Origin of the sequence: Streptomyces colwelliae (assembly GCF_048158785.1) — a bacterium.
In the GTDB taxonomy this organism is placed as follows: domain Bacteria; phylum Actinomycetota; class Actinomycetes; order Streptomycetales; family Streptomycetaceae; genus Streptomyces.
Genome location: NZ_JBLTJC010000007.1, coordinates 23,173 through 44,201, shown reverse-complemented (window position 1 = coordinate 44,201; position 21,029 = coordinate 23,173). Strand labels below are relative to the sequence as shown.

18 protein-coding genes and 1 pseudogene are annotated in these 21,029 nt (G+C 70.4%); 6 read left to right on the top strand and 13 right to left on the bottom strand.

Going from position 1 to position 21,029, the window contains the following annotated elements; genetic code table 11:
* Nucleotides 1–54: 54 nt before the first annotated feature.
* The gene (locus ACNFOC_RS02920) at nucleotides 55–1,209 is read left to right on the top strand and encodes a S8/S53 family peptidase (RefSeq protein ID WP_416956253.1); all 1,155 of its coding nucleotides are present in this window, start codon (nucleotides 55–57) and stop codon (nucleotides 1,207–1,209) included.
* 181 nt (nucleotides 1,210–1,390) lie between these two features.
* Here ACNFOC_RS02920 and ACNFOC_RS02915 read toward each other — a convergent pair whose 3' ends face one another.
* From ACNFOC_RS02915 to ACNFOC_RS02900, 4 genes and pseudogenes are all read right to left on the bottom strand, one after another.
* The gene (locus tag ACNFOC_RS02915; RefSeq protein WP_416956251.1) at nucleotides 1,391–2,059 is read right to left on the bottom strand and encodes a nucleotidyl transferase AbiEii/AbiGii toxin family protein; all 669 of its coding nucleotides are present in this window, start codon (nucleotides 2,057–2,059) and stop codon (nucleotides 1,391–1,393) included.
* A 5-nt stretch (nucleotides 2,060–2,064) separates the two neighbouring features.
* Nucleotides 2,065–2,457, bottom strand: coding sequence for a hypothetical protein (locus ACNFOC_RS02910; RefSeq protein ID WP_416956249.1), 393 nt, complete (start codon nucleotides 2,455–2,457; stop codon nucleotides 2,065–2,067).
* Nucleotides 2,458–3,163: 706 nt separating this feature from the next.
* Nucleotides 3,164–3,697, bottom strand: a pseudogene (locus ACNFOC_RS02905) (phosphorothioated DNA-binding restriction endonuclease family protein); the annotation flags it as partial.
* A gap of 52 nt (nucleotides 3,698–3,749) precedes the next feature.
* Nucleotides 3,750–4,361, bottom strand: coding sequence for a hypothetical protein (locus tag ACNFOC_RS02900; RefSeq protein ID WP_416956247.1), 612 nt, complete (start codon nucleotides 4,359–4,361; stop codon nucleotides 3,750–3,752).
* Nucleotides 4,362–4,614: 253 nt separating this feature from the next.
* On the opposite strand from ACNFOC_RS02900, the gene ACNFOC_RS02895 reads away from it, so the two are divergent.
* Complete coding sequence (locus ACNFOC_RS02895) at nucleotides 4,615–5,979, top strand: NAD(P)/FAD-dependent oxidoreductase (protein ID WP_416956245.1); 1,365 nt, start codon at nucleotides 4,615–4,617, stop codon at nucleotides 5,977–5,979.
* Nucleotides 5,980–6,010: 31 nt separating this feature from the next.
* A complete protein-coding gene (locus tag ACNFOC_RS02890) occupies nucleotides 6,011–6,277 on the top strand; it encodes a WhiB family transcriptional regulator (protein ID WP_416956242.1) in 267 nt (88 codons plus the stop codon).
* Between the two features lie 70 nt (nucleotides 6,278–6,347).
* Here ACNFOC_RS02890 and ACNFOC_RS02885 read toward each other — a convergent pair whose 3' ends face one another.
* From ACNFOC_RS02885 to ACNFOC_RS02865, 5 genes are all read right to left on the bottom strand, one after another.
* Complete coding sequence (locus tag ACNFOC_RS02885) at nucleotides 6,348–7,814, bottom strand: aldehyde dehydrogenase family protein (RefSeq protein ID WP_416956240.1); 1,467 nt, start codon at nucleotides 7,812–7,814, stop codon at nucleotides 6,348–6,350.
* Nucleotides 7,815–7,870: 56 nt separating this feature from the next.
* Nucleotides 7,871–8,332: an ester cyclase gene (locus ACNFOC_RS02880; RefSeq protein ID WP_329260488.1), complete on the bottom strand. Its 462-nt coding sequence runs from the start codon at nucleotides 8,330–8,332 to the stop codon at nucleotides 7,871–7,873.
* 3 nt (nucleotides 8,333–8,335) lie between these two features.
* The gene (locus tag ACNFOC_RS02875; RefSeq protein WP_416956238.1) at nucleotides 8,336–9,136 is read right to left on the bottom strand and encodes an alpha/beta hydrolase; all 801 of its coding nucleotides are present in this window, start codon (nucleotides 9,134–9,136) and stop codon (nucleotides 8,336–8,338) included.
* A gap of 77 nt (nucleotides 9,137–9,213) precedes the next feature.
* Entirely contained in the window at nucleotides 9,214–11,910 is a 2,697-nt protein-coding gene (locus tag ACNFOC_RS02870) for an AAA family ATPase (protein WP_416956236.1), read from the bottom strand.
* A 103-nt stretch (nucleotides 11,911–12,013) separates the two neighbouring features.
* A complete protein-coding gene (locus tag ACNFOC_RS02865; protein WP_317887697.1) occupies nucleotides 12,014–12,970 on the bottom strand; it encodes a helix-turn-helix domain-containing protein in 957 nt (318 codons plus the stop codon).
* A 201-nt stretch (nucleotides 12,971–13,171) separates the two neighbouring features.
* Here ACNFOC_RS02865 and ACNFOC_RS02860 point away from each other — a divergent pair, with 201 nt between their 5' ends.
* Genes ACNFOC_RS02860 through ACNFOC_RS02850 form a run of 3 tightly spaced genes read left to right on the top strand, consistent with a single transcriptional unit; the run spans nucleotide 13,172 to nucleotide 17,246 of the window.
* Entirely contained in the window at nucleotides 13,172–15,907 is a 2,736-nt protein-coding gene (locus ACNFOC_RS02860) for a helix-turn-helix transcriptional regulator (protein ID WP_416956234.1), read from the top strand.
* A complete protein-coding gene (locus ACNFOC_RS02855) occupies nucleotides 15,904–16,854 on the top strand; it encodes a carotenoid biosynthesis protein (RefSeq protein ID WP_416956232.1) in 951 nt (316 codons plus the stop codon). Before ACNFOC_RS02860 ends, ACNFOC_RS02855 begins: the two co-directional genes overlap by 4 nt.
* Entirely contained in the window at nucleotides 16,839–17,246 is a 408-nt protein-coding gene (locus tag ACNFOC_RS02850; protein WP_416956230.1) for a nuclear transport factor 2 family protein, read from the top strand. Before ACNFOC_RS02855 ends, ACNFOC_RS02850 begins: the two co-directional genes overlap by 16 nt.
* Here ACNFOC_RS02850 and ACNFOC_RS02845 read toward each other — a convergent pair.
* From ACNFOC_RS02845 to ACNFOC_RS02830, 4 genes are read right to left on the bottom strand one after another with little or no spacing between them, the layout of a single operon-like run.
* A complete protein-coding gene (locus ACNFOC_RS02845; protein WP_416956227.1) occupies nucleotides 17,204–18,232 on the bottom strand; it encodes an AraC-like ligand-binding domain-containing protein in 1,029 nt (342 codons plus the stop codon). The two genes, ACNFOC_RS02850 and ACNFOC_RS02845, sit on opposite strands and share 43 nt — an antisense overlap.
* Before the next feature lie 55 nt (nucleotides 18,233–18,287).
* Nucleotides 18,288–19,244 carry an NADP-dependent oxidoreductase gene (locus ACNFOC_RS02840; protein WP_416956224.1) on the bottom strand — a complete coding sequence of 319 codons (957 nt, stop codon included), beginning with the start codon at nucleotides 19,242–19,244 and terminating at the stop codon, nucleotides 18,288–18,290.
* Nucleotides 19,245–19,290: 46 nt separating this feature from the next.
* Complete coding sequence (locus ACNFOC_RS02835; RefSeq protein WP_416956221.1) at nucleotides 19,291–20,070, bottom strand: SDR family NAD(P)-dependent oxidoreductase; 780 nt, start codon at nucleotides 20,068–20,070, stop codon at nucleotides 19,291–19,293.
* 40 nt (nucleotides 20,071–20,110) lie between these two features.
* Nucleotides 20,111–20,929, bottom strand: a complete 819-nt coding sequence (locus ACNFOC_RS02830; RefSeq protein ID WP_416956219.1) for an alpha/beta fold hydrolase — start codon at nucleotides 20,927–20,929, stop codon at nucleotides 20,111–20,113.
* Nucleotides 20,930–21,029 lie beyond the last annotated feature (100 nt).

Sequence of the window (21,029 nt, the reverse complement as noted above, 5' to 3'; positions counted from 1 at the left end):
CAGACTTACTGTTGGCTGGTCCTGTCCACTGGGCGAGGGGGCGAGGGGGCGATCATGCAACATCAGCATCAGCATCAGTCGCAACCGCAGCAACGGCAGAGTCAGCAACTCAACGCCGCCACAGCGCCCAGAAGCGAGCCGCGGCTCGGACACCCTGTGGCGCTGTCAGACGGACGAGGCAGGGCGGCCTTTTGCACCGTGGTCGGAGAGCAGAGGGATATCGAAACCCTGCTGACGCAGTGGGACGAGATCTTCGCGGCCATGGCGATCTCTGGTGTCACCGCCCCGCGCTTGATTCCGCTCTCGCCATTGGCCCGGGACCGATCCCTCGACGTGCTGCGTGTCGCAGTGGTCGAGCACCCGTTAGGACTGGCCCGTGCTGTCGCCGACGCGCTCGAAACGCAGGCCGACCGCGTTGGCATTCCCGATCTCACCATCGACGAGGGTTTCTACCTCGATCCGGCCAGACGATCCGAGACGGCGGCCAAGCGATGGCTCGCCATCAACTGGAACACCATGCACCTGGACGAGCTGAGCGGTTCCCCCACGGGCCAGCTCCCGCCGACTCGGCCTGGCAAGATCGCTCTGGTGGATACCGGGGACGAGGGCGCCGCCGTACAGTACGGCTTCGAGCTGACCGGCAGCGCATTGGAGCCCGCGTTCGACCTTGATGGCCACGGCACCTCGATCGGGGGGCTGATGCGCCTCGTTGCCCCGCACGTCGCGGTTGACAGCTTCCGGGTCATGCAGCGCAACGAGGAGCAGGTGCATTCCGGGCTGCTCCTTGGCGCGCTGACTGAGGTTACGGCCGCACACTCGGGCTACTCCGTGATCGCCGTGGCGCAGAGCGCGCACATCGCCGAGGTGGAGAAGAATCGGCAGCACGTACTTGAGCGCATGCTGGGGCGTAATCCGCACCCGCCGTCGATCGTTGCTGCTGCCGGTAACAAGTTTCCCCGTGACACCCTGGAGATGGGCTACCCAGCCACTGCTCCCCGAGTTCTCGTGGCTGCTGGCCTGGAGTGGAGTGGGAAGGTGGCCCAATACAACTGCACGCCGCCTCATGGAAAGAAGGTGCGGATCGCCTACGCGCTCGGTGGCGAGCCAGAGGATGGAGTAGGCACGATTACGCTTCCGGACGGCAATGACGAGATTCTTTACGGAAGTTCCTACGCCACCGCACTCATCGCCGCTACCCTCGCTCGTTGATGAGCTTTTTCATTGGAGCGGTATCGTTCTTTGGCGCCGTAAGCAACCCGGCGCCGCATCGCGACGGTGCTGGTGTCCGCCCTTCGCCCGTTGCTGACCTCCTTCCTACCTACTGATTTCTTGGCTCCTATCCTGGTCGGCATCGTAGGCAGCTTGGAGATCCGGTCCCGCCCGACCGTGATCAGTCGATGTCCGGATCATCGAACACTTCGAGGAGGCGGGTTGCGAGGTCGTCGGCCCACTCCACGGCCCACGTGCGGAGAGCGGCGACGGTGGCATCATCGAGACCGTAGGCCGCGAAGGCTTCGTCGTCAGTCCACTCGGCGCCCGTGAGGTTCGACTGCAGATCCTCGCGCTCGAAGCGGCCACGGGCGTGGCGGCGGCCGAATTCCTCGAGTTCGGCGTTGGTCCAGCGGCGGGAGGCTGCGAACACGTCGATCAGATCGCGGGGCGCTCCGCGGTCGGCGAGGGCGCGGACCTTGGTTCCGATCACGTCCTCCTCCGCGAGGACGGGCCCGTACGGGCTCTGAGCGACCGGCCGCCAGAAGATCTCCTTGAGGATGTCGACTTCGCAGTCCTGCCCGGTGGCTGGGTCAGTCACGGTGAAGCGGGCGGACAGCGGAGCGGTCTCCAGCGCGTGCACCTTCCAGCCGCGGGCTTCCAGGCCGGCCCGGAGCGTGGCGGCGATATCGGCCATGGGCGCCGGGTTCTCGGTGGCGACATCAAGGTTCTGGCTGGGGCGGTTCACGAGGCGGTGTGCCCGTACGGCATATCCGCCGGTGAGGACCAGGGGATATGGCGAGCCGAGCGCGATCACATCCGCCAGGAGCCGCGCGTGCAGCTCCGGCATGTCCGTCACGCGGCTGCCCGGGTGCGGGAGGCGAGCTGGGGGAAAGCGTCTTCCCATACGGCGCGCACGGTGCGACCGACGAGTGTGCGCAGCACCGGCCACAGCTGGAGGAGCAAGTCCTGATTGAGGTAGCGGGGCAGGTCGTCGCGCAGGCCCTCGTGCAGGACGGTGCGGTACAGGCCCATGCGCTGGCGAGGCTTGCTCATGTCGTACGAGGTCATTCCCGACCAAGCCATGTGCAGCGGCAGATCCACGATCCCCTGGACCGGGCCGTGCAACTCGTCCAGCGACTCCGGCAGACGCCGCCGGAACTTCTCCCGGTACAGCGCGAGGTCCTCGGCGACCGCGCCCGAGAGGTCGCTCGGTGTGGGTGCGGGATGCTGTGGGCTGGAGGACATGAGTCCATTATGGCGGCCGGAGAAGTGGCGCGGGTCATGATGAGCCAGCTGGCGTCTGGAGTGAGCGGGACGGAGCCTGCTGGGGAACTGGTCGTGGGAACTCGGTCTGCCCCGACTAGGCGGGACGGGCTGTCGGCCGTGACGCTCGTTTGACGCTCTGGGCGCCCTCACGCTGGGCGGTGAGCCGAGAAAGCTGCTCTGACCTGGTCTTTTCCACTACCTGATCAGGCCGACATCTTTCCGATGACCCATCATGTGGAGTGTGTCGCGATCCTTGAGCCGGTGGCCAAGCTGTCCTGACCTGCGGTTTTGTGCGTGCGTGTTATGTGCGGTGTGGGCGTTACGGGCGATATCTTGACGCTGAAATGACGCTCGTTCTGATGGGGTGTCAGGCATGTTGGGATGCTGCTCAGGCCGCCTGTAGCGGCGCGGGAACGGGTGACTCTTCAGCGAAAGAGGGGGCCCAGCGGGGCCGGTAGATGGCATGTGCTGGAGCGCAGGTCTGCCCAGATCAGCGCGGAGTGCGGCACACCGGTGCGGACGAGCGTCAGCCGTTTGGTGACGGACGCGGTGGCGTCTGCGCTGTTAACGTTCCCGGGGGCTGCGAGGGATTCGTGCAGCCTTCCGGCCTCGTCACGTTGGAGACCTGGATGGCTATGCCACCCGCTCAAGGCCAGGAGTTCCAAGAGTCCCCCATGACCCTCCCGTAGGCGGTCAGCACCAGTTCGCGCATCCGACGGTCCCGCTGCCTTCGGGCGGCGGGGAGTTGGCGGATCTCCGTCGGCTCCGGGTCCAGGCTGACGGCTTCACACGCCTCGCTGTGGAGCGAGGGAGGGAAGTGCAGGTCGAGGAGCGATCGCGTTATTCGGTGCAGGAGTTCGGGTTCGCGCCGTAGCGCATGTCCGAGGTCGGGCGCGAGTCGTCCGGTGGCGCCCGAAGCCCGGAGGTCCCGCAGGCCGCTGCCTGGGCTGCCGGGACCACGGTCGGTTCGCACCTCCCATACGCCGTCGCTGACCAGGTGGTGGAAAGGGTAGGCGGGCGACGTCTTGTTGGGCGGCCCGTACTCGGTCAGCAGTCGTTGCAGGTCCTCCTCCACCGCGCTGTACCGCAGCTCGCTGTCGGCGTCCTCCTGGAATCGGCCGAGGGCGTACAGGAGAAGGAGCGGCTTGTGCGGTGCGCGTGTTCCGTTTCCGTCTCGGGTCCACTGCCTCAGCTTCGCTGTGCGCTCGAGCCAGTCCATGGCCAGTGATCGTAGCGACGGTTCGGACCTCGGCGGGCTGTCCGTGTCACCGCTACGCCGCGCGGGTGGCGGCCCATGTGCGATGGCCCAGGCTCAGGCGGGTGCAGGACCGGTGGATCACGTGCTGGACCTTCCGCTCGGGGCAGTTCAGGGCCAGGGCGATGTCCTCGGCGCCGAGCCCGTTGGCGAGCAGCCGCAGCATCTCGGCCTCGCCCGCGTCCAGGGCGAGGCCGGACAGGCCCGCCGTGGACCGGTTGCGCAGTGCGCGCAGGTCGGCTCGTAGCGCTCGGACCATCGACTCGGGTGGATCGAGAGGGGTTCGGCCGTCACGCGTACGCAGCAGGGCGAGGACGATGCGGTCGAGCCCGGCGCGTGAACGTGGCAGTACGCAAACCAGTCCGTGGTCGACCGCCCGCAGCAGTTGCCGCTCGGTTCCGAACCGCTCGGCGACGAGGACCACCTGCGGCCCGCTTCCTCGCGGCGGACGGTCCGCGTCGTGCATCACCTTGAGCGTCTGTTCGCCGAGTTCGTGAGCCATTATCAGCATCGCCTCCGCCCGGGCCGCCTGCTCCTGGCCGAGCACCCGCAGGCGAGGCTGGGCCCGCAGAGCAGCCGCGACGGGGGCTGCGGCCATCTCCCCGGAGGAGGTGACGGCAACTGTCATCGGAGGTGTTCCGCGTCCAGGTCTCATGGCCTGTCTCCTTCGCCGTTGTCGGACGCGCCGACTTCGAACCGAAGGTAGGTGTGGTGAGGGCGGTGTGACTTCAGTCGGCCGACTGTCCCGGAGGGACGTGACCGGGGCCCGACAGCCGCCCCTCATCCGCCCGTCAGTCGTCCGACTGAAGTCAGGGCGGCCGTCGGCGGATCACGATGGTGACGAATCGGACCAGCCCCTATTGGCCTGGGAGGACGACATCGTGACTCGGCCCCGCATCCTGATCGTCGGCGGTGGCTTCGCGGGTATTGCCTGCGCGCGCCGTCTGGAAAGGCTTCTCAAACCCGGAGAAGCAGAGCTCGCCCTGGTGGCGCCGCTCGGCTACGAGCTCTATCTGCCTCTGCTGCCACAGGTGGCGGCGGGTGTGCTGACTCCGCAGTCGATCGCTGTCTCGCTGCGCAGAGTGCTCCGCCGCACTCGGATCGTGCCCGGTGCCGCGCTCGGTGTCGATCCCGTGGCCAAGGTGTGCGTGGTGCGGCTGATCACCGACGAGGTGGTGCGGGAGCGCTACGACCTCGTGGTGCTGGCCAGCGGCAGCGTGACCCGCTCGTTCGACATCCCGGGTGTGCCCGAGCACGCACACGGCATGAAGAACCTCGCAGAGGCGGTCGCCATGCGCGACCACGTCATCTCCCAACTCGACCTGGCCGACGCCACCGATGACCCGCGTGAGCGGGCGGCCCGGTTGCGCTTCGTCGTCGTGGGCGGTGGCTACGCCGGTACCGAGACCGCCGCCTATCTGCAACGGCTCACCCTCGCCGCCGCACGCCGCTACCCGGCGCTGCACCCGGAGATGATCGAGTGGCACCTCGTCGACGTCGCTCCGCGGCTGATGCCGGAGCTGGGCGACCAACTCGGCGACAAGGCACTGAAGTTGCTGCGACGCCGCGGGATCGAGGTCGCCCTCGGTGTGAGCGTCGCCTCGGCCGGGCCCGGCGAAGTCGTCCTCACCGACGGGCGGCGGATGCCCACTCACACCCTGTTGTGGACCGCAGGGATCGCGCCGAGCCCGTTGATCGCCTCCATGGAGGCGCAGACCGTACGCGGACGGCTCGCCGTCACAACTGAGCTGACCGTGCCGGGACTTGATGGGGTGTTCGCCGTCGGTGACGCCGCCGCCGTGCCCGACCTGGTCACCGGCGGGGACGCGATCTGCCCGCCCACCGCACAGCACGCGCTGCGCCAGGGCAGGACAGCAGGTACCAACGTCGCCGCGCGGGTACGCGGACAGCGGCTGCGTCCGTACCGGCACCGCGATCTGGGCCTGGTCGTGGACCTGGGCGGCTTCGGGTCGGTGTCCCGGCCGCTCGGGATCCCGCTCAGCGGGTTCGCCGCGCAGGTGGTGGCGCGCGGCTACCACCTCCTGGCGCTGCCCACGCTCGTGGCCAGGACCCGGGTCGTGACCAACTGGGTTCTGCACGCGGTCGCGGGTGACGACTTCGTCCGTACGGGATTCCTCGCCCGCCGGCCGACCACGATCCGCGACATGGAGGGGACCGGGGGCTATCTGACTCCGGACGAAGTCCGTGCCGTCTCCGCGACCCCGCACCCGGCCCCCGGGTCGTGACCGCCGGGTCCGGAAGGAAGGAGCAAGCAGCGTGATTCCTCGATACCGCCCGCTCGTCGACCACTGGGACTGGCAGCGCTACGCCCTCTGCCGGGGCATGGACACCTCGCTCTTCTTCTCGCCCACGGGTGAGCGGGGCCGGGCGAGACAGGTCCGGGAGGAGAAGGCGCGGGCCATCTGCGCGGCCTGCGCCGTCAGGGAGATCTGTGCCCGTACGGCCCTCAACAGCGGAGAGCAGTACGGATTCTGGGGCGGTCTGACCGAGGGGGAGCGCGAGGCAATCCGGCTCCGGCTCTAACGTCGGCACTTCGACGCCGGGGTGAGGGGCTCTTTCAGAACATCGATCCACCTCAGAACGCTCATGGACCTCAGAACACCAGCGGACGCGGCTTGTGCTGGATGCTGATCCAGTGGTGTGTGGTGAAGTCGTCGGCGACCCACCTGCCGCCGAAGCGGCCGATGCCGGATGCCTTCTCGCCCCCGAACGCGGCGTGGACGTCGTCGTGGACGGTCGTGTCGTTGATGTGGGTCATTCCCGCCTCCACCCGCTGGGCGAAACGCAGGCCGCGTTCCACGTCCCGGGTGAAGACGCCGCTGGAGAGGCCGTACTGGGTGTCGTTGGCGATCCGCAGCGCATCCTCCTCGCCGTCGGCGCGGACGAGGGTGGGGACCGGGCCGAAGACCTCCTCGGCGGCCGTGGTCACGTGGTTGTCGCCGAGCAGTACGTGGGGTGCCAGGACGCGGCCGGCCGGGCCGGTCGGTTCGCCGGAGAGCAGCAGTTTCGCTCCGTCGGCCACCGCGCGGGAGATCTTGTCCCGGATGCCGTTCAGTTGCTTGTCGTTGATGACGGGGCCGATCTGGGTAGCCGACGCATGGGGGTCGCCGGTGCGCAGCAGCCGGGTGAGTTCGACGAAGCGGTCCACGAACTCGTCGTAGACCGAGGTGTCGACGACGACCCGGTTCGTCGCCATGCAGATCTGGCCCTGGTGGTAGTAGCTGCCGAACACGGCGCATTCGGCGGCCCGTTGGAGGTCGGCGTCGTCCAGGACGACCAGTGGGCCGTTGCCGCCCAGCTCCAGTGCGAGCTTCTTCAGGCCCGCCTTGGCGGCGATGCCCCGGCCGACCGGGGTGGATCCGGTGAACGAGACGACCCGGGGGATCTCGTGCTGCACCAGGTGGTCGCCGATGTCCCGGCCCCGGCCGACGACGACGCTGAGCAGGCCCGGGGGCAGTCCCGCCTCCTCGTACACCTTGGCGAGCAGCAGGCCGCCGGTTACGGGCGAGTCCTCGGCCGGTTTGAGGATGACGGCGTTGCCCAGGGCCAGCGCCGGGGCGACGGATCGGTTGGACAGGTACATCGGGAAGTTCCACGGGCTGATGACGGTGACCACACCGGCGGGTTTGCGGTAGACCCGGTTCTCCTTGTCGGGGACGTCCGTGCCGACCGTGTCGACGACGTCCGCGGTGTGGCCCGCCCCGGCGGCGGTGACCGCGGCGGTGATGGCGACCTCCACGGCGGCCCGGGCGCGGGTGGCGCCCACCTCACGCGTCAGCCAGTCGCCGAGTTCGCCCGCTCGTCGCATGACGATGCCGGCCGCCCGCTCGAAGACCGCCGCCCGCTGCTCCGGGGCGGCCCGCGCCCAGGCGCGCTGTGCCTCGCGTGCCGCACGGCAGGCGCGATCCACGTCCTCGGTACCGGCCAACGGGATCTCGGCGAGTACGGCGTCGTCGTAGGGGTTGGTGTCGGTGAGGACGGAACCGGAGCCGCCGGAGCGCCACTCGCCGGACAGGGGCATCCGGTCGAATCCGGTGTAGGGGGTGGGAGTCTCGGGCATGGCCTTCCTCCTTGTAGAGGTCGTGCTGTGTTGCGAGGTGTGCGTCGCGGTGGGCCTCAGTGGCCGACGGCCGGGATCTGGGCGGCGAGCAGGTGCGGCGGCAGGGCCCCGAGCTGCTGGAACAGGCCGAACTGGTCGATCACCGTCCAGTTCTCGAACACCTTGCCGTCGTGGAAGTGGAAGACCGTCAGGGCGCGGACCTCGACCCGCCGTCCCGTCGCGGGGAGCCCGCTGTAGTCGCCGGTGTGCGTGCCACGCCAGGTCAGTCGGGTCACGACCTTGTCGGCCACGGCGATCTGGTCCTCGATCACCACGTCGAGGTCGGGGAACCCGGTCAGCCGGTTGGCGACATTGCGCCTGGGGCCCTCGGTTCCCACCGTCCTCCCGTTGGTGCGGAAGTCGTGGGTGAAGATCTCGTCGGCGAGACCGACGTTCCCGGTGGCACCCTCCGTCAGCCAGCGCCGGGCGATCGCGGTGTTCCGTTCCTCCTCGCCGTGAGATTCCTCTGTGGGGGACACCGGCTACAGCCCCTGCTTGGCGAGCCAGCCGAGGCAGGTGTCCGCGACCGCGTGCCAGCCGTTGTCGACGGTGAGTGAGTGGCCCCGGTCGGGGAACTCGACGAGATCGGTCACCGCGGTCGAGTGGCGGTACTGCTTGAGCGTGGACTTGGTGATGGCCTCCGGAACCGTGTGGTCCTGGCCGCCCATGATCAGCAGCAGCGGCCCGCGGTCGTCGTTGCCGGTGTCGACCGCCGCGGGTGAGTGCGGGGCGAAGTTGGCGCCGGCGGCCTCGAACAGCGGCTTGCCCGGCGCCGGGATGGTCCACTGGTCGTAGAGCGCATCCGACTCCTCGGCACCGACCGCGTTCCCGAAGGCGAACCGGAACTGGTCGGCCGTCAGGGACACCGCCCGGTGTTTGTTGGCCGGGTTGGCGAACACCGGGAAGGTCGCGCGCAGCGCGGACAGTGGGAGCGGCAGTACGCCCTTGATCTGGGCCGCGTCGATGGCGATCGCGGCGGCTGCGAGATTCCGGCCCAGCAGCTTCTCGGCGATCATGCCGCCGAAGGAATGGCCGATCAGGATCGGCGGCTCCGGAAGCTCGTCGATGATGTCCGCGTAGTGCTCCACCACGTCGTCGATACCGTGGTCGGCGATGCTGTCCGGATGCGCGCGGGCGAGTTCGACGGTGTCCGCCACACCCGGCCAGCCGGGTGCGACCGGGCGGTAACCCGCCTCCTCGAACAATTCCTCCCAGGGTTTCCAGGAGGAAGCGTGCAGCCAGAGGCCGTGGATGAAGACGACGGGTGTGCCGTTGCCGGTCATGGCGGGGTCCTTTCGCCGGGAGACGCGCCGGTATGTCGCTGTGCCTGCATGGTCACCGGCGGGGCGCGACCCCGGCTTCAGTCATGCGACTGTCCGTTGCTCCGGGCATCACGGAGCTGCTGCCGGTACATCGCCACGACGTCCGGCGGAAGGTGGAGCTGTTGCGCGATCTCCGTGTCCGGCAGACCGCCGGCGACGAGCGCGCCGATCCGCCGCTCCCGCTCGGGTAGGCCCGTCTGTCCGACCGTGGCGGGCCAGGCGGGCCGGGTGCCCACGGCCATCAGTTCCAGCCTGGTCCGGTCGCCCCAGGTGGCCGAACCCGCCCGGTCGAACGTGGTCTGCGCGGTGGCGAACAGCGCCGCCGCCTCGTCCGGACGGCCGTGACGGCGCAGCCAGGCACCGTAGGCGAGCTCGGTCCTCGCTCGAACCAGGGGCCATACGGAGAGGTCCTCGCGCAGTGCGGCCGAGTAGAGGTTCTCGGCGTCTTCCTCGGCGGCCAGTACGGCCCGCGCGTACGGCAGATGGGCGTGCAGGATCGGGGCAGGGGTCGTGAGCGCGATCTCCTCCATCTCCGCCAGCACCCGCCGGGCGTCCTCGCGGTCGCAGGCCCGGTCGGCTGCTTCGGCGAGGAACGTCAGACCGGTGAACCGCTCCCGCTGGTGGAAGCTCGGATCGGCCGGGTCGAACGCGCGGCGCAGCGCCCGGTAGGCGTCCTCGTTCCGACCGGCCGACAACCAGGCCACGCCCCGGGCCAACTGGACGCAGGACAGCAGGTCGTTGAGCCCACGGCGGCCTGCCTCCAGTTCGGCTTCGGCCGCCAGCCGCAGGGCAACCTCCGCGTCGCCCCGCAGCGCGTGCAGGACCGAGCCGCACGCGAGAGTGCCGGTCCGCCAGGTCGGCTGCCCGGTCTCCTCCGACAGCCGCTCGCCCTCCCGCGCGCAGGCCGCCGCCCGGTCCAGGTCCCCCAGATCCAGATGGACCATGACCTGCATGCTGAGCACGTGGGAGAGCAGACCGAGCCTGCCCTGCTCGCGCAGCGCCGTCTCCGCCCGCCGCAGCAGCCCGGCTGACAGCGCCTCATGACCGACCGCGTGCGCGGCCATGCCCAGCAGGCGCAGCGCGTCGGCGTCCACGCGACCCTCCGGCGGCACCCGGGACAGCGCCTCGATCGACACCGCACAGCGAAGCACGGGTTCGGCCACGGCCAGGGCCGCGGTGCGGCGGGGGTCGTCGTCCACACCGTCGAGCCCTTCCGCTACGGCCACCACCCGGGCCCGTGCCGCCGGACCGGTGTCGCCCCACCAGCAGCGCAGGGCCGCGCCGAGCAGGAGGTTCAGCGCCAGGTCGTGGTCGTCGGCCTCGGCGGACCGCAGCGCGATGTCGCACAGGTCGAACACCCGCCGGGCGTCGCCGGGAACACCGTCGTCGAAGATCTCGCTGAGCCACTCCTTACGGGCCAGGTCCAGTTCGGACAGGTCGGTGCGGGCCGCGGCCCGGAGCAACTGGTCGACGAGGTCGGCCCGCCCGAGCCCGAAGGCGTGCTCGGCCGCCGTCAGCAGCCGGTGGCCGCGCAGGGCGGATCCCCTCGTCAACCGCGCGGACCGTTCCAGGTCACCGATGGCCGACATGACCGCTCCCCGGCCAAGCGCCAGCGCGGCGTTGGCCTCCAACTCATCGGCGATCTGGTCGTCGGGGCCGACGATCGACTGCGCGCGGTGCCGCGTACGCCGGTACGGCTCGTCGACCAGCGCCTCGGCGAGCGCCGCGTTGGCTGCCTGGAGCCGGGCCAGGCACTCGGCCTGCAGTACGCCGGAGCGCATCAGTGGGTGCCGGAACTCCACGGCTCCGTCGCGTACTTCGATCAGTCCCACCGTCTCCGCCGGGACAAGCACCGTCCGTGCGACACCGCTGCCCCGGAGCACCGAGGTGGCCGCCAGGATCTCGGCCAGGGCGCCGACCGAATCCACCGCGGCGACGAGCAGCGCGTCGCGGGTCGGCCCGGGCAGCTCGCGGACCCGGCCCGCGAACGCCCGCTCCAGCCGGTCGGGCAGGCTCAGCGGACGGAGCCCGTCGGTCGGCGACAGGCGGAGCGCGTCGGGGAGTTCCAGCAGCGCGAGCGGATTGCCGAGGGCCTCGCCCTGGATCCGCTGCCGTTCGGCCGGGCTCAGACCGGGGGCGTGGGCCGACAGGATGCGTGCGGCTGCCTCCCGGTCCACCCCGCCCACCGTGAGCTGCGGGAATCCGGCGGTCAGGAACGGGCCGGGGTGACCGGTGCGCATCGCGGCCACCACCACGACCGGGCCCACCGCACGGCGGCCGAGGAACGCCAGGACCTCATGGGTCTGCGGGTCCAGCCACTGGATGTCGTCGGCCAGTACGACGACCGGCCGGTCCTCGGCCACCGAGGCCAGCAGGTTCACGACGGCCAGCGCGATGAGGTACGGCTCGGGTGGCGGCCCCTCGGTCAGCCCGAACGCCGGAAGCAGCGCCGCGCGCTCGGTCCTGGGCAGCAGGGACACCAAGTCGAGTACCGGGCGCAGTAGTTGGTGCAGCCCGGCGAAGGGCAGGGTGGCCTCGGACTCCACGCCGACCACGGTGAGCACCCGGAACTCCCGTGTACGGGCCGTGTGTTGGGCGGCGCGCAGGAGGGCCGACTTGCCGATGCCGGGATCGCCGAGCAGTAGGAGGACCCCGGGCCGCGGTGGTGTCCCGTCGAGGAGCGCGTTCAGCACGTCCGTCTCGCGCCGCCTGCCGACAAGCACGCCGCTGCCCATGGGTCTCCTCGTCTGGTCGCCATTGACGGGACGAGACTATGGACACCGCGCGGGTGCCCGCTTCAGTCATGCGACTGAAGCCGCCGACGGGTGGCCGCCGCCCTCAGGCCGACAGGGCCGCGCGTCGCCACTCGCTCGGTGACAGCCCGTAGGCCGCGCGGAACCGGCGGCTGAAGTGGGCGGGATCGCGGAATCCCCACTGCCGGGCGATCGCGGAGACGCTTCGCCGGGAGCTGTCGGGACGGGCCAGTTCCTCCCGCGCGCCGTGGAGCCGCAGGCCGATGATCCACTGTTCGAGGCTGAGATCGGCCTGGGCACAGATCTTGTACAGGTGGCGTACGGAGATGTTGTGCGCGGCGGCGATGGAGACCGGTCCCAGCTCGGGATCGGTGAGGTGGCTCCGCACGTGGGCGCGTATGCGGGTGAGGAGCGTTTCGGCGAGCACAGGGCGGGAGTACCGCTCGTCCTCCGCGGCCGAGGCGAGCAGCGCCATGGCCAGTTCGGTGACCGTGGTGCCCAGGGTCACCGCGGCCGGGTGGTCGCTGAGCCGCGCCGCGTCCTGGGTGACCTGGCTGATGTGGTCGGTGACCAGGCGGTACAGGGGACTCGTCGGGAGGTGCTGGGCAGCCCGCCGGACGACGTCGACCGGAAGGCCGAGCGCCTCGATGGGGACCTGCACGCAGCCCACGGCTCCCTCGCCGGACCAGCTGAAGTCGTAGGGCGCGGACAGGTCCATCACCAGCATCTCCCCGGGCGGGACGAGACGCCGGCAGGCCAGTTGCTCCTGACGTCCGTCGGCGAGCTTCTGGACGGAGAGCGCCACGACGGGTGCGGCGTCCTGGCGGGCCTGTTTGGGCGTGCGGAGGAGCCGCAGGCCGGACGACCAGGTCGAGAAGATCTTGACGTCGCCGAGCTGCCACAGTTCCATCCGGGTGCGGATGCCGAGATCGGCGTCCTCGTGGATCACATGGCAGGGGACCGCCGCGTACTTCATGGCCGCGCCGACCGCCTCCGCCCGGTCACGGGCGGGTAGCCGAGCCGTGTCGAGGATGATTCCCAACCGTTCCTCCAAGGCCGTCCAGGGCCGAACCCATGATTCCCGTGCCGAAGCGGAGATCGCGGCCGGTGCAGCCTCAGGCAAGACCTGTGCACAGACAGCCAATCCGCACGAACGCCTCGCTCCTAGTGTTCCAGGAGAGCGCGCGGACTGCTTCCGCATCGGACAGCAGGTGGGGGCCGTGCCCGGCAGAAAGGCGGCGTGATGACGGCCTCGGAATTCGTCGGGCGTCACAAGGAGCTGAGAGCGCTGTCCGACGCCATCGACCGGGCCCCGGAACACGGCGCGGCGATCGTCGTCCGGGGCGAGGCGGGCATCGGCAAGTCGGCCCTGCTGGGCACGGCGGCCGACCACGCCCGCGGCGCCGGGCACCGCGTGGTGCGGGCCACCGGGACGGAGGCCGAGGCGCGGCTGCCGTTCGCCGGAATCCATCAGCTCCTCGGTCCGTTCCTCGACGATGCGGACAAGCTGCCCGCGTTGCAGCGCCGGGCGCTGGCGTCGGCGTTCGGTGCCGAGGACGCGCCCTCTCCCGAGCCCTTCCTCATCGCGCTGGCCGCGCTGAACCTGCTCACGGAGATCTCGGCCCGGCGGCCGATGACCGTCCTGGTCGACGACATCCAGTGGCTGGACCGGCCCAGTCACGAGGTGCTGGCGTTCCTGGCCCGGCGGATCGGGAGCGACCCGATCGTCATCATCGCGGCGATGCGGGAAGAACACACCGGACCGTTCGCCGCCGTGGGCCTCCCGGAGCTGCGGCTCGGCGGGCTGGACGAGCGCGCCGCACGTGAACTGCTGGAGGCCACCGCCGCCGATCTGACCGCGGCCGACCGGACCAGGATCCTGCGGCAGGCGGACGGCAACCCACTCGCACTCGTCGAGCTTCCCGCGGCCTCGCGCTCGGCGCGTGATCCCGTCGTCGAACCCGTCCTGTCGTTCCTGCCGCTGAGCGCACGGCTGGAGGAAACCTTCGGCGGACAGATCGTGGAGTTGCCCGCCCCGACCCGGGACGCCCTGCTCATCGCGGCCGTCGACCACGAGAGCGTGGTGGCGGAGATCCTCACGGCGGCCTCGTCGCTCTCGGGCCACCCGGTGACGGTCGGGGTGCTCGACGCCGCCGCGGCGGCCGGGCTGATCCGGTTCGACGAGGTGAGCCTCTCCTTCCGGCACCCGCTGGTCCGCTCCGCCGTCCTCCAGACGGAGTCGCTGCGCCGCCGCCTGGCCGCCAACGCCGCGCTCGCCGAGGCACTGGCCGACCAGCCGTACCGCCGCACCTGGCATCGCGCCGAGGCGATCGTGGGTCCGGACGACGAGGTCGCCGACGAACTCGACGCTCATCACGTGCTGAGCATGCGGCGCGGAGCGGTGGCCGCCGCGATCTCGGCACTCGAACGGTCGGCGCAACTGACCACCGACTCCGCGAGGCGCGGACGGCGGCTGCTGCTCGCGGCGGAGCACGCGTTCGGTCTCGGCCGCGCCGATCTGGTCGACCGGCTGCTCGCCCTGGCCGACGGCAACGCCCTGTCAGAACTCGACCGCGCGCGCAGGGAGTGGCTGCGGGAGATCTTCCACGACGGGGTGCCCGGAGACGCCGCCAGGGTGGTCGAGCTGTGTGACATCGCGCAGCGGTCCGCGCGGGCCGGCGACGACGACCTGGCGCTCAACCTGCTGCTCGGGGCGGCCCTGCGCTGCTGGTGGGCCGACACCGGTCCGGCGGCACGGGCCCGCGCGGTGGCCGTGGCCGAAGAGCTGGACGACGTGGACGGCGACGCCCGGTACATCGCGACGCTCGCTCTCGCGGAAACCGTCCTTCGATCGGCCCGCGTCACCGAACTCCTCTCCCGGGTCACCGTGGACACCGTTACCGACCCCGCCGCGATGCGACTCCTCGGCATGGCGGCCATGGCCATCGGCTCGCCGGTGGCCAGCCTGGACTTCCTCGACCGGGCGGAGGCGAGGCTGCGCGAACAGGGCCGCCTCGGGCTCCTCTCCCACGTACTCAACATGGGCCAGGTCAGCCGCATCGAACTGGGCGAATGGGAACAGGCCGAGATGGCCGCCGCCGAGGGCGGCCAACTCGCAGACGAAACGGGCCAGTTGATCTGGAACACCGGGACGCTTGCCTACCGCGCGGTCACCGCGGCACTGCGCGCCGACAACGAGACCGCCCAACGACTCGCCGACGAGGCCGAGGAAACCGCCGCAGAAAGACGCCTGAACTGCGTGCTGTCGGTCGTACAACGCGCCCGCGGCACAGGCTGGTTGGCCGTGGGCGAGTACAGGCGGGCCTACGAGAGTCTGCGACGCCTCTTCGACCCCCGCGACCCCTGCCACCACAGCACCGCCTCCTTCCACGGGGTGATGGACCTCGCCGAGGCGTCCGTGCACGCCGGCCGCCGCGACGACGCCCGTTCAGTGATCGCCGGTCTGGAGGAGCTGACCTCCCGTTCGTCGTCGACGACCTTGCGCGTCCAACTCTCGTACGCCCAGGCGATCCTGGCGGACGACGACCATGCCGAGGCCCTCTTCACGGCCGCGCTGAACCAGGACCTCAACCGCTGGCCCTGGCCGGCCGCCCGCCTCCAACTCGCCTACGGATGCTGGCTGCGGCGGCACCGGCGGGGGACGGAGTCACGGATACCGCTGCGGTCGGCGCTGACGACGTTCGACCAGATCGGTGCCAGGTCCTGGGCGGACCATGCACGGGCTGAACTGCGCGCGGCCGGAGAACGGACCTCCGCGAAGGGACCTTCCGCGCAGGGCCTTCTCTCAGCCCAGGAACTCCAGATCGCCCGCCTCGCCGCCGAGGGACTGTCCAACCGGGAGATAGGCGACAAGCTCTACCTCTCCCCTCGGACGATCGGCTCGTACCTCTACCGGATCTTTCCCAAGCTGGCCATCACCTCCCGGTCCCAACTCGCGGGCCGACTGGAGGCGGTGTGAGCAACGACGGCCGGGGCAGGGGCAGTTGGCTCGCAGCCCGGTGGCTGCTGGTCGCCGTCGCGGTCACGCTGGCCCTCGCCGTACCGCTGACCGGGCGGGAAGCCGCGCTCCCGGTGCTGCTGGTACTGGTCCCGTTCTCGCTCGTCCACGGCGTCCGGCGCTACGGCGCGAAAGTGCTCCTCTTCTTCCTCGCCGAGACGCTCGTCGTGAGCAACTTCTTCGAGGACCTCAGCATCTCCACCGGGTTCCCCTTCGGCCACTACCACTACACCGGTGGACCCCAGTTGATCCACGTCCCCATTCAGATCGGCCCGATCTACTTCGGCCTGGGGTACGCGTGCTGGTTGGTGGCCAGTGCCCTGCTCGATGAGGCCGACGCGGGTCTTGGCACCCGCACCCGAACGGGCCGGCGGCGCATCGACGCGGTGGCGCTGCCGATGCTGGCCGCGGCGCTGATGACGATGTTCGACGTCGGCAGCGACTCGATCGCTGCCACCGTCGGCGGGATCTGGGTCTGGGAGCGCGGCGGGGGCTTGTTCGGCGTTCCGTACACCAACTACCTGGGCTGGTGGCTCGTCACCTACGTCTTCTTCCAGATCTTCGCCGTCCACCTGACCCGCTCGCGTGTGCCCGTGCACACCGAGGACCGGGGCGCCCTGCTCCAACCCGTCCTGGTCTACGGGGCACTCGGCCTCAGCTCCGTGCCGTACTTCGTCGCCGCCCCGGACGGAGCCGTCACGGACCCGACCGGGACCGTCTGGAGCGGGCACGCCATCGACGAGAGCATGATGATCATCAACCTGTTCTCGGTGGTCCTCGTCGCGCTCCTCGCCGTGGTGAAGCTGGCGGGCCGCGACAGTCAGGTGACGGAAGCGCGGCCCAACCCGCCGACCGATCCTGGTGGTACCGCACCCATCGAAGGAGAACCGTCGTGCCGACACCCCTGACCGACCAGCCGCAGGACGACCTCGCCGTGGTCCGCGCGGTCTACGACTTCATCAACGGGGTCAACCCGGAGGGAGCCGCCCTGGCGGATCCGGAGATCACCGTCCACCAGTCCGAGGAGCTGCCCTGGGGCGGCTCGTACGAGGGGCTCGCCGGATTCCAGCGCTTCTACGAAGCCGTGTCGGGCGCGATCCACAGCGAGGTCGAGACCGAGACGCTCTACCAGGCTGGCGACCGGGTCGTGCAGAGCGGCCGGTCCCGGGGTTTCGCCCGCGCCACCGGCAGGCCGTTCGACGTCCCCGAGACGCACATCTGGCGCGTCCGGAACGGCCGGATCACCGACCTCGAAATCTACGTCGACACGCCGGCCCTGCTGGAAGTGCTCAAGCCGTAGCCGCCGCCTGAGTCCCGCCACTCGCGCGGGGACATCCCGTAGGCCGCCTGGAACACCCGGCTGAAGTGGGCGGCGCTGGTGAAACCCCAGCGGCGTGCCACGGCAGCCACGGTGCGGCGTGCCGCTTCCGGGCGGGCCAGTTCACGTCGGCACTCCTCCAGTCGGCGGCGCTGGATCCACTGGCCCACCGTGACGTCCTCCTGCTGGAAGAGCTTGTAGACGTAGCGCACGGAGATGTGATGGGCGCGGGCGATGACCCCGGGGGTCAGATCGGGATCGGCGAGGTGCCGGACGACGAACGCCTGCATCCGCAGCAGCATGACCCGGTCGGCGCCGCGGGTGGCGGCCGGCTCCCGCCCCAGTTGCTCGTGTGCCAGGCCGGTGATGAGGTCCACCGCGTTACGGGCCAGCAGGTCACCGATGTGCGGCGGACACGACCCCGCGGCATCCGCGAGCCTGGACAGGAAGGGCGACACCAGCGCGCCCAGCGCCGTGTCGGTGCGGATCGGGGTGGCCGTGATCCGTTGCAGATCGGACTCCTTCAGTCCCAGGAGCCGCCGGGGGAGGAGCACGGACTTCGTCTGGTGTCGCTCGGGGAAGTCCATCCGGTGGGGGCGCGTCATGTCGTAGAAGACGATCTCCCCGGCTTGCAAGTACGCCTCGCGGGCGTCCTGTTCGAGTCTGGCGACGCCCTTGCCCTGGAGTCGCACGATCAGGTTCTCGGTGGTGCCCCGGGCGATCAGGCGCGGGGTGCGGACGGCTCGCAGGGAGTCGCATTCCACCGTGACGACCTGAAGCCGTCCGAGCCGGGCGGTGCGGATGGTGCCCGAGTACACGTCGTCGGGGACGACGATGTCGACATCGGTGAACGTCCGGGACAGTGCCTCGCGCCAGTACGCCCGCCTTCGGCCGGCCGGCGCCGAATCCGTGGAGTAGCCACTGCTGGGAAGGCCGCCGTGTTCCGGCACCTCTGAACCAGACGTCATGTTCTCGACCCCTCGACCGGTGTCGTCACTCGTCCCTGCCGTATCCCCACGCGAGTCAGCCGCCGTCTCCCACGTGCAGCACGATCTTGCCGCGACGGTGTTCCTTGCCGAGGGCCTCGTACGCGGCCGGTGTCTCGGCCAGCGGGACGATCCGGTCCACTGCCGGGGCGAGCCGGCCGTCGTCGATCAACTCGGTGATGGCGTCGAGGCCGGCGCGGTCCGGCTCGACGACGAAGAAGACGCCCCGGCCCTTGGCGGCCGAGGCCGCTTCCGGGTCCGGCGGCTGCACGATGCTGACGAGGGTTCCGCCCGGGCGCAATACGCCCCATGAGCGGGCCTGGGTCTCGCCGCCGACCGCGTCGAACACGACGTCGACATCGGCGACTTGGTCCTCGAAACGGCCGGTGCTGTAGTCGACGACGTGGTCGGCGCCGAGCTGAGTGACGAACTCCCGGTCCTGCGGCAGTGCGGTGGTCGTCACCCGGGCGCCCCGGGCCCTGGCGATCTGGACGGCGAAGGAACCGACGCCTCCGGCGCCACCGTGGATCAACACGTGCTGGCCAGGCGTCAGTTCGGCGTGCCCGACCAGTCCCTGCCAGGCCGTGAGTGCCGCGAGGGGGACGGCCGCCGCGCTGTCGTGGTCCAGCCGGGTGGGTTTGGCGGCGAGGACGTCCGCGGGGACGGTGACGTACTCGGCGGCTGCTCCGTCGCGGGTGAAGGGGATCAGGCCGTAGACCTCGTCGCCCACAGCGAGGCCGGTCACCCCGGTACCGAGCGCGGCCACGACTCCCGAGACCTCGTGGGAGGGGACGACCGGCGTGCGGTCGCGCCCCGTCCCGTCGAAGCTGTCGGTCCAGCTGGCGTCCCAGTCGAGTTCGCCGGAGGTGATGGACGCGGCGCGCACCGCGACCAGGACCTCGCCGGGGGCCGGTTCGGGACGCGGAGCCGACTCGTACGTCAACTGCTCGGGTCCGCCTCGTTCATGGGCTCGTACGGCACGCATGGCGTTCATGGTTCGATCACTCCTCGGGTGGGGTGGGGGGCGCCCGCCGGTGTGCTCACCAGGTGGGGATGAAGCCTCCGTCGACGGTGATGTCGGCGCCGGTGACGTTCGCCGTCCGGTCGGCGGCGAGCAGCAGGACCACGTCGGCGATCTCGGCGGGCCGGGAGAAGCGGCCGGTCACCGTGGTCCGCGCGGCGTTGTCGATGACGTCCTGGGGTTTCATGCCGGTCGCCTCGGAGACCGTCGCGGCGACCCCGCCCTCCCCGAACCAGAGATCGGTCTCGACCGGTCCCGGGCTGACGGTGTTGACGCGGATCCCCTTCGGGCCGACCTCTTTGGACAGGGCCTTGGAGAAGCCCGCGAGGGCCGCCTTGGAGGCGCTGTAGTCGATGACCGCCGGGTCGGGGAGCGCCGCGTTGACGGAGCAGATGTTCACGATCGATCCGCGTCCCTGGGCGAGCATTACCGGCAGGGCGCTGCGGGTCGTACGGACGGCCGCCATCAGGTTGAGGTTCAGGGTGGCGAGCCACTCCTCGTCGGTGACCGAGAGGAATCCTCCGGTACGGGCCGGGGCCGATCCCACGTTGTTGACGAGGATGTCGATCCGGTCACCCGCGGCCTCGACGAGCCGCGCAGGTCCTGACGCCTCGGCCAGGTCGACCGGTACGACCCGCACGTTCCCCGTCGCGGCCAGTTCCTCCAGTTCGGGCGAGGAGTGCCGGGCCCCGGCGTGGACCGTGACCCCCTCAGCGATCAGCGCCCGTACGACCGCCAGCCCGATCCCTCTGCTGGCACCGGTGACCACGGCCACCTGTCCGTTCAGTCCGAGATCCATCGTGTGCTCTCCTCTCGCTCTCGCACATCACACATGCCGGTCAGCCGGAGTGCCTGGCGGCGTCGAGCACGATGCTGACCACCGCGTCGGGATGCGACACCATCACCGCGTGTGACGAGCCGACGGTCTCGACATGAGCATGCGCCCGCCGCGCCATGAATCGCTGCCCGGCCGGCGGAATGGCCTTGTCGTTGAGCGTGATCAGGTCCCAGCTCGGAACCGTCTTCCACGCGGGTGCTCCCGACACCTGGGTCTCGGCGGTCAGCGACAGCGGGCGCTGGGTCGCGGCCATCTGCGCGGCCGTACGCGCGGGCACGTCGGCGGCGAACACTGACCGGAAGTCGGCGGGCTTGATGTAGATGTCGGCGTCCGTGCCGCCCGGCGCCGCCGGGTTCGGGAACGGCCGTACGTCCGTCGTGTCCTTCCCGAGCAGGGATCCGGGGTAGGTGGTCGGGTCGAGCACCGTGGCGATGCTCTCGCCCTGGTCCGGGACGTACGCGCCGACGTACACGAGCGCCCGGACGTCCGGGACGCCCCGCGCGGCATTGGTGACGACGGCGCCGCCGTACGAGTGGCCGACCAGCACGATGGGGCCGTTGATCGTCTTCAGGATCGAACGGACGTAGTCGGCGTCGCCGGTCAGGCCGCGCAGCGGGTCTGCCGCGGCGATCACCGGATAGCCCAGCCGTTGCAGCGCCGAGACCTCGGCGTTCCATCCGCTGGAGTCGGCGAAGGCGCCGTGGACGAACACGATCGTCGGCTTGCTGCCGCCGGCGGCGATGTCCGCGTTCGTGTGTGTGGCGGAGGCCGTGGCGGTACCGGCGAACACCAGCACGAGGGCGCCCGCGGCGGCGGTCACGGCGCGACGCTTCCGGATCAAGGCGACGGATCGCCGCAGGTGAGGAGACATGGTCTTCCTTCCGTCGGATGTACCGACGCTAGGACCGGCGCGTGGCAGT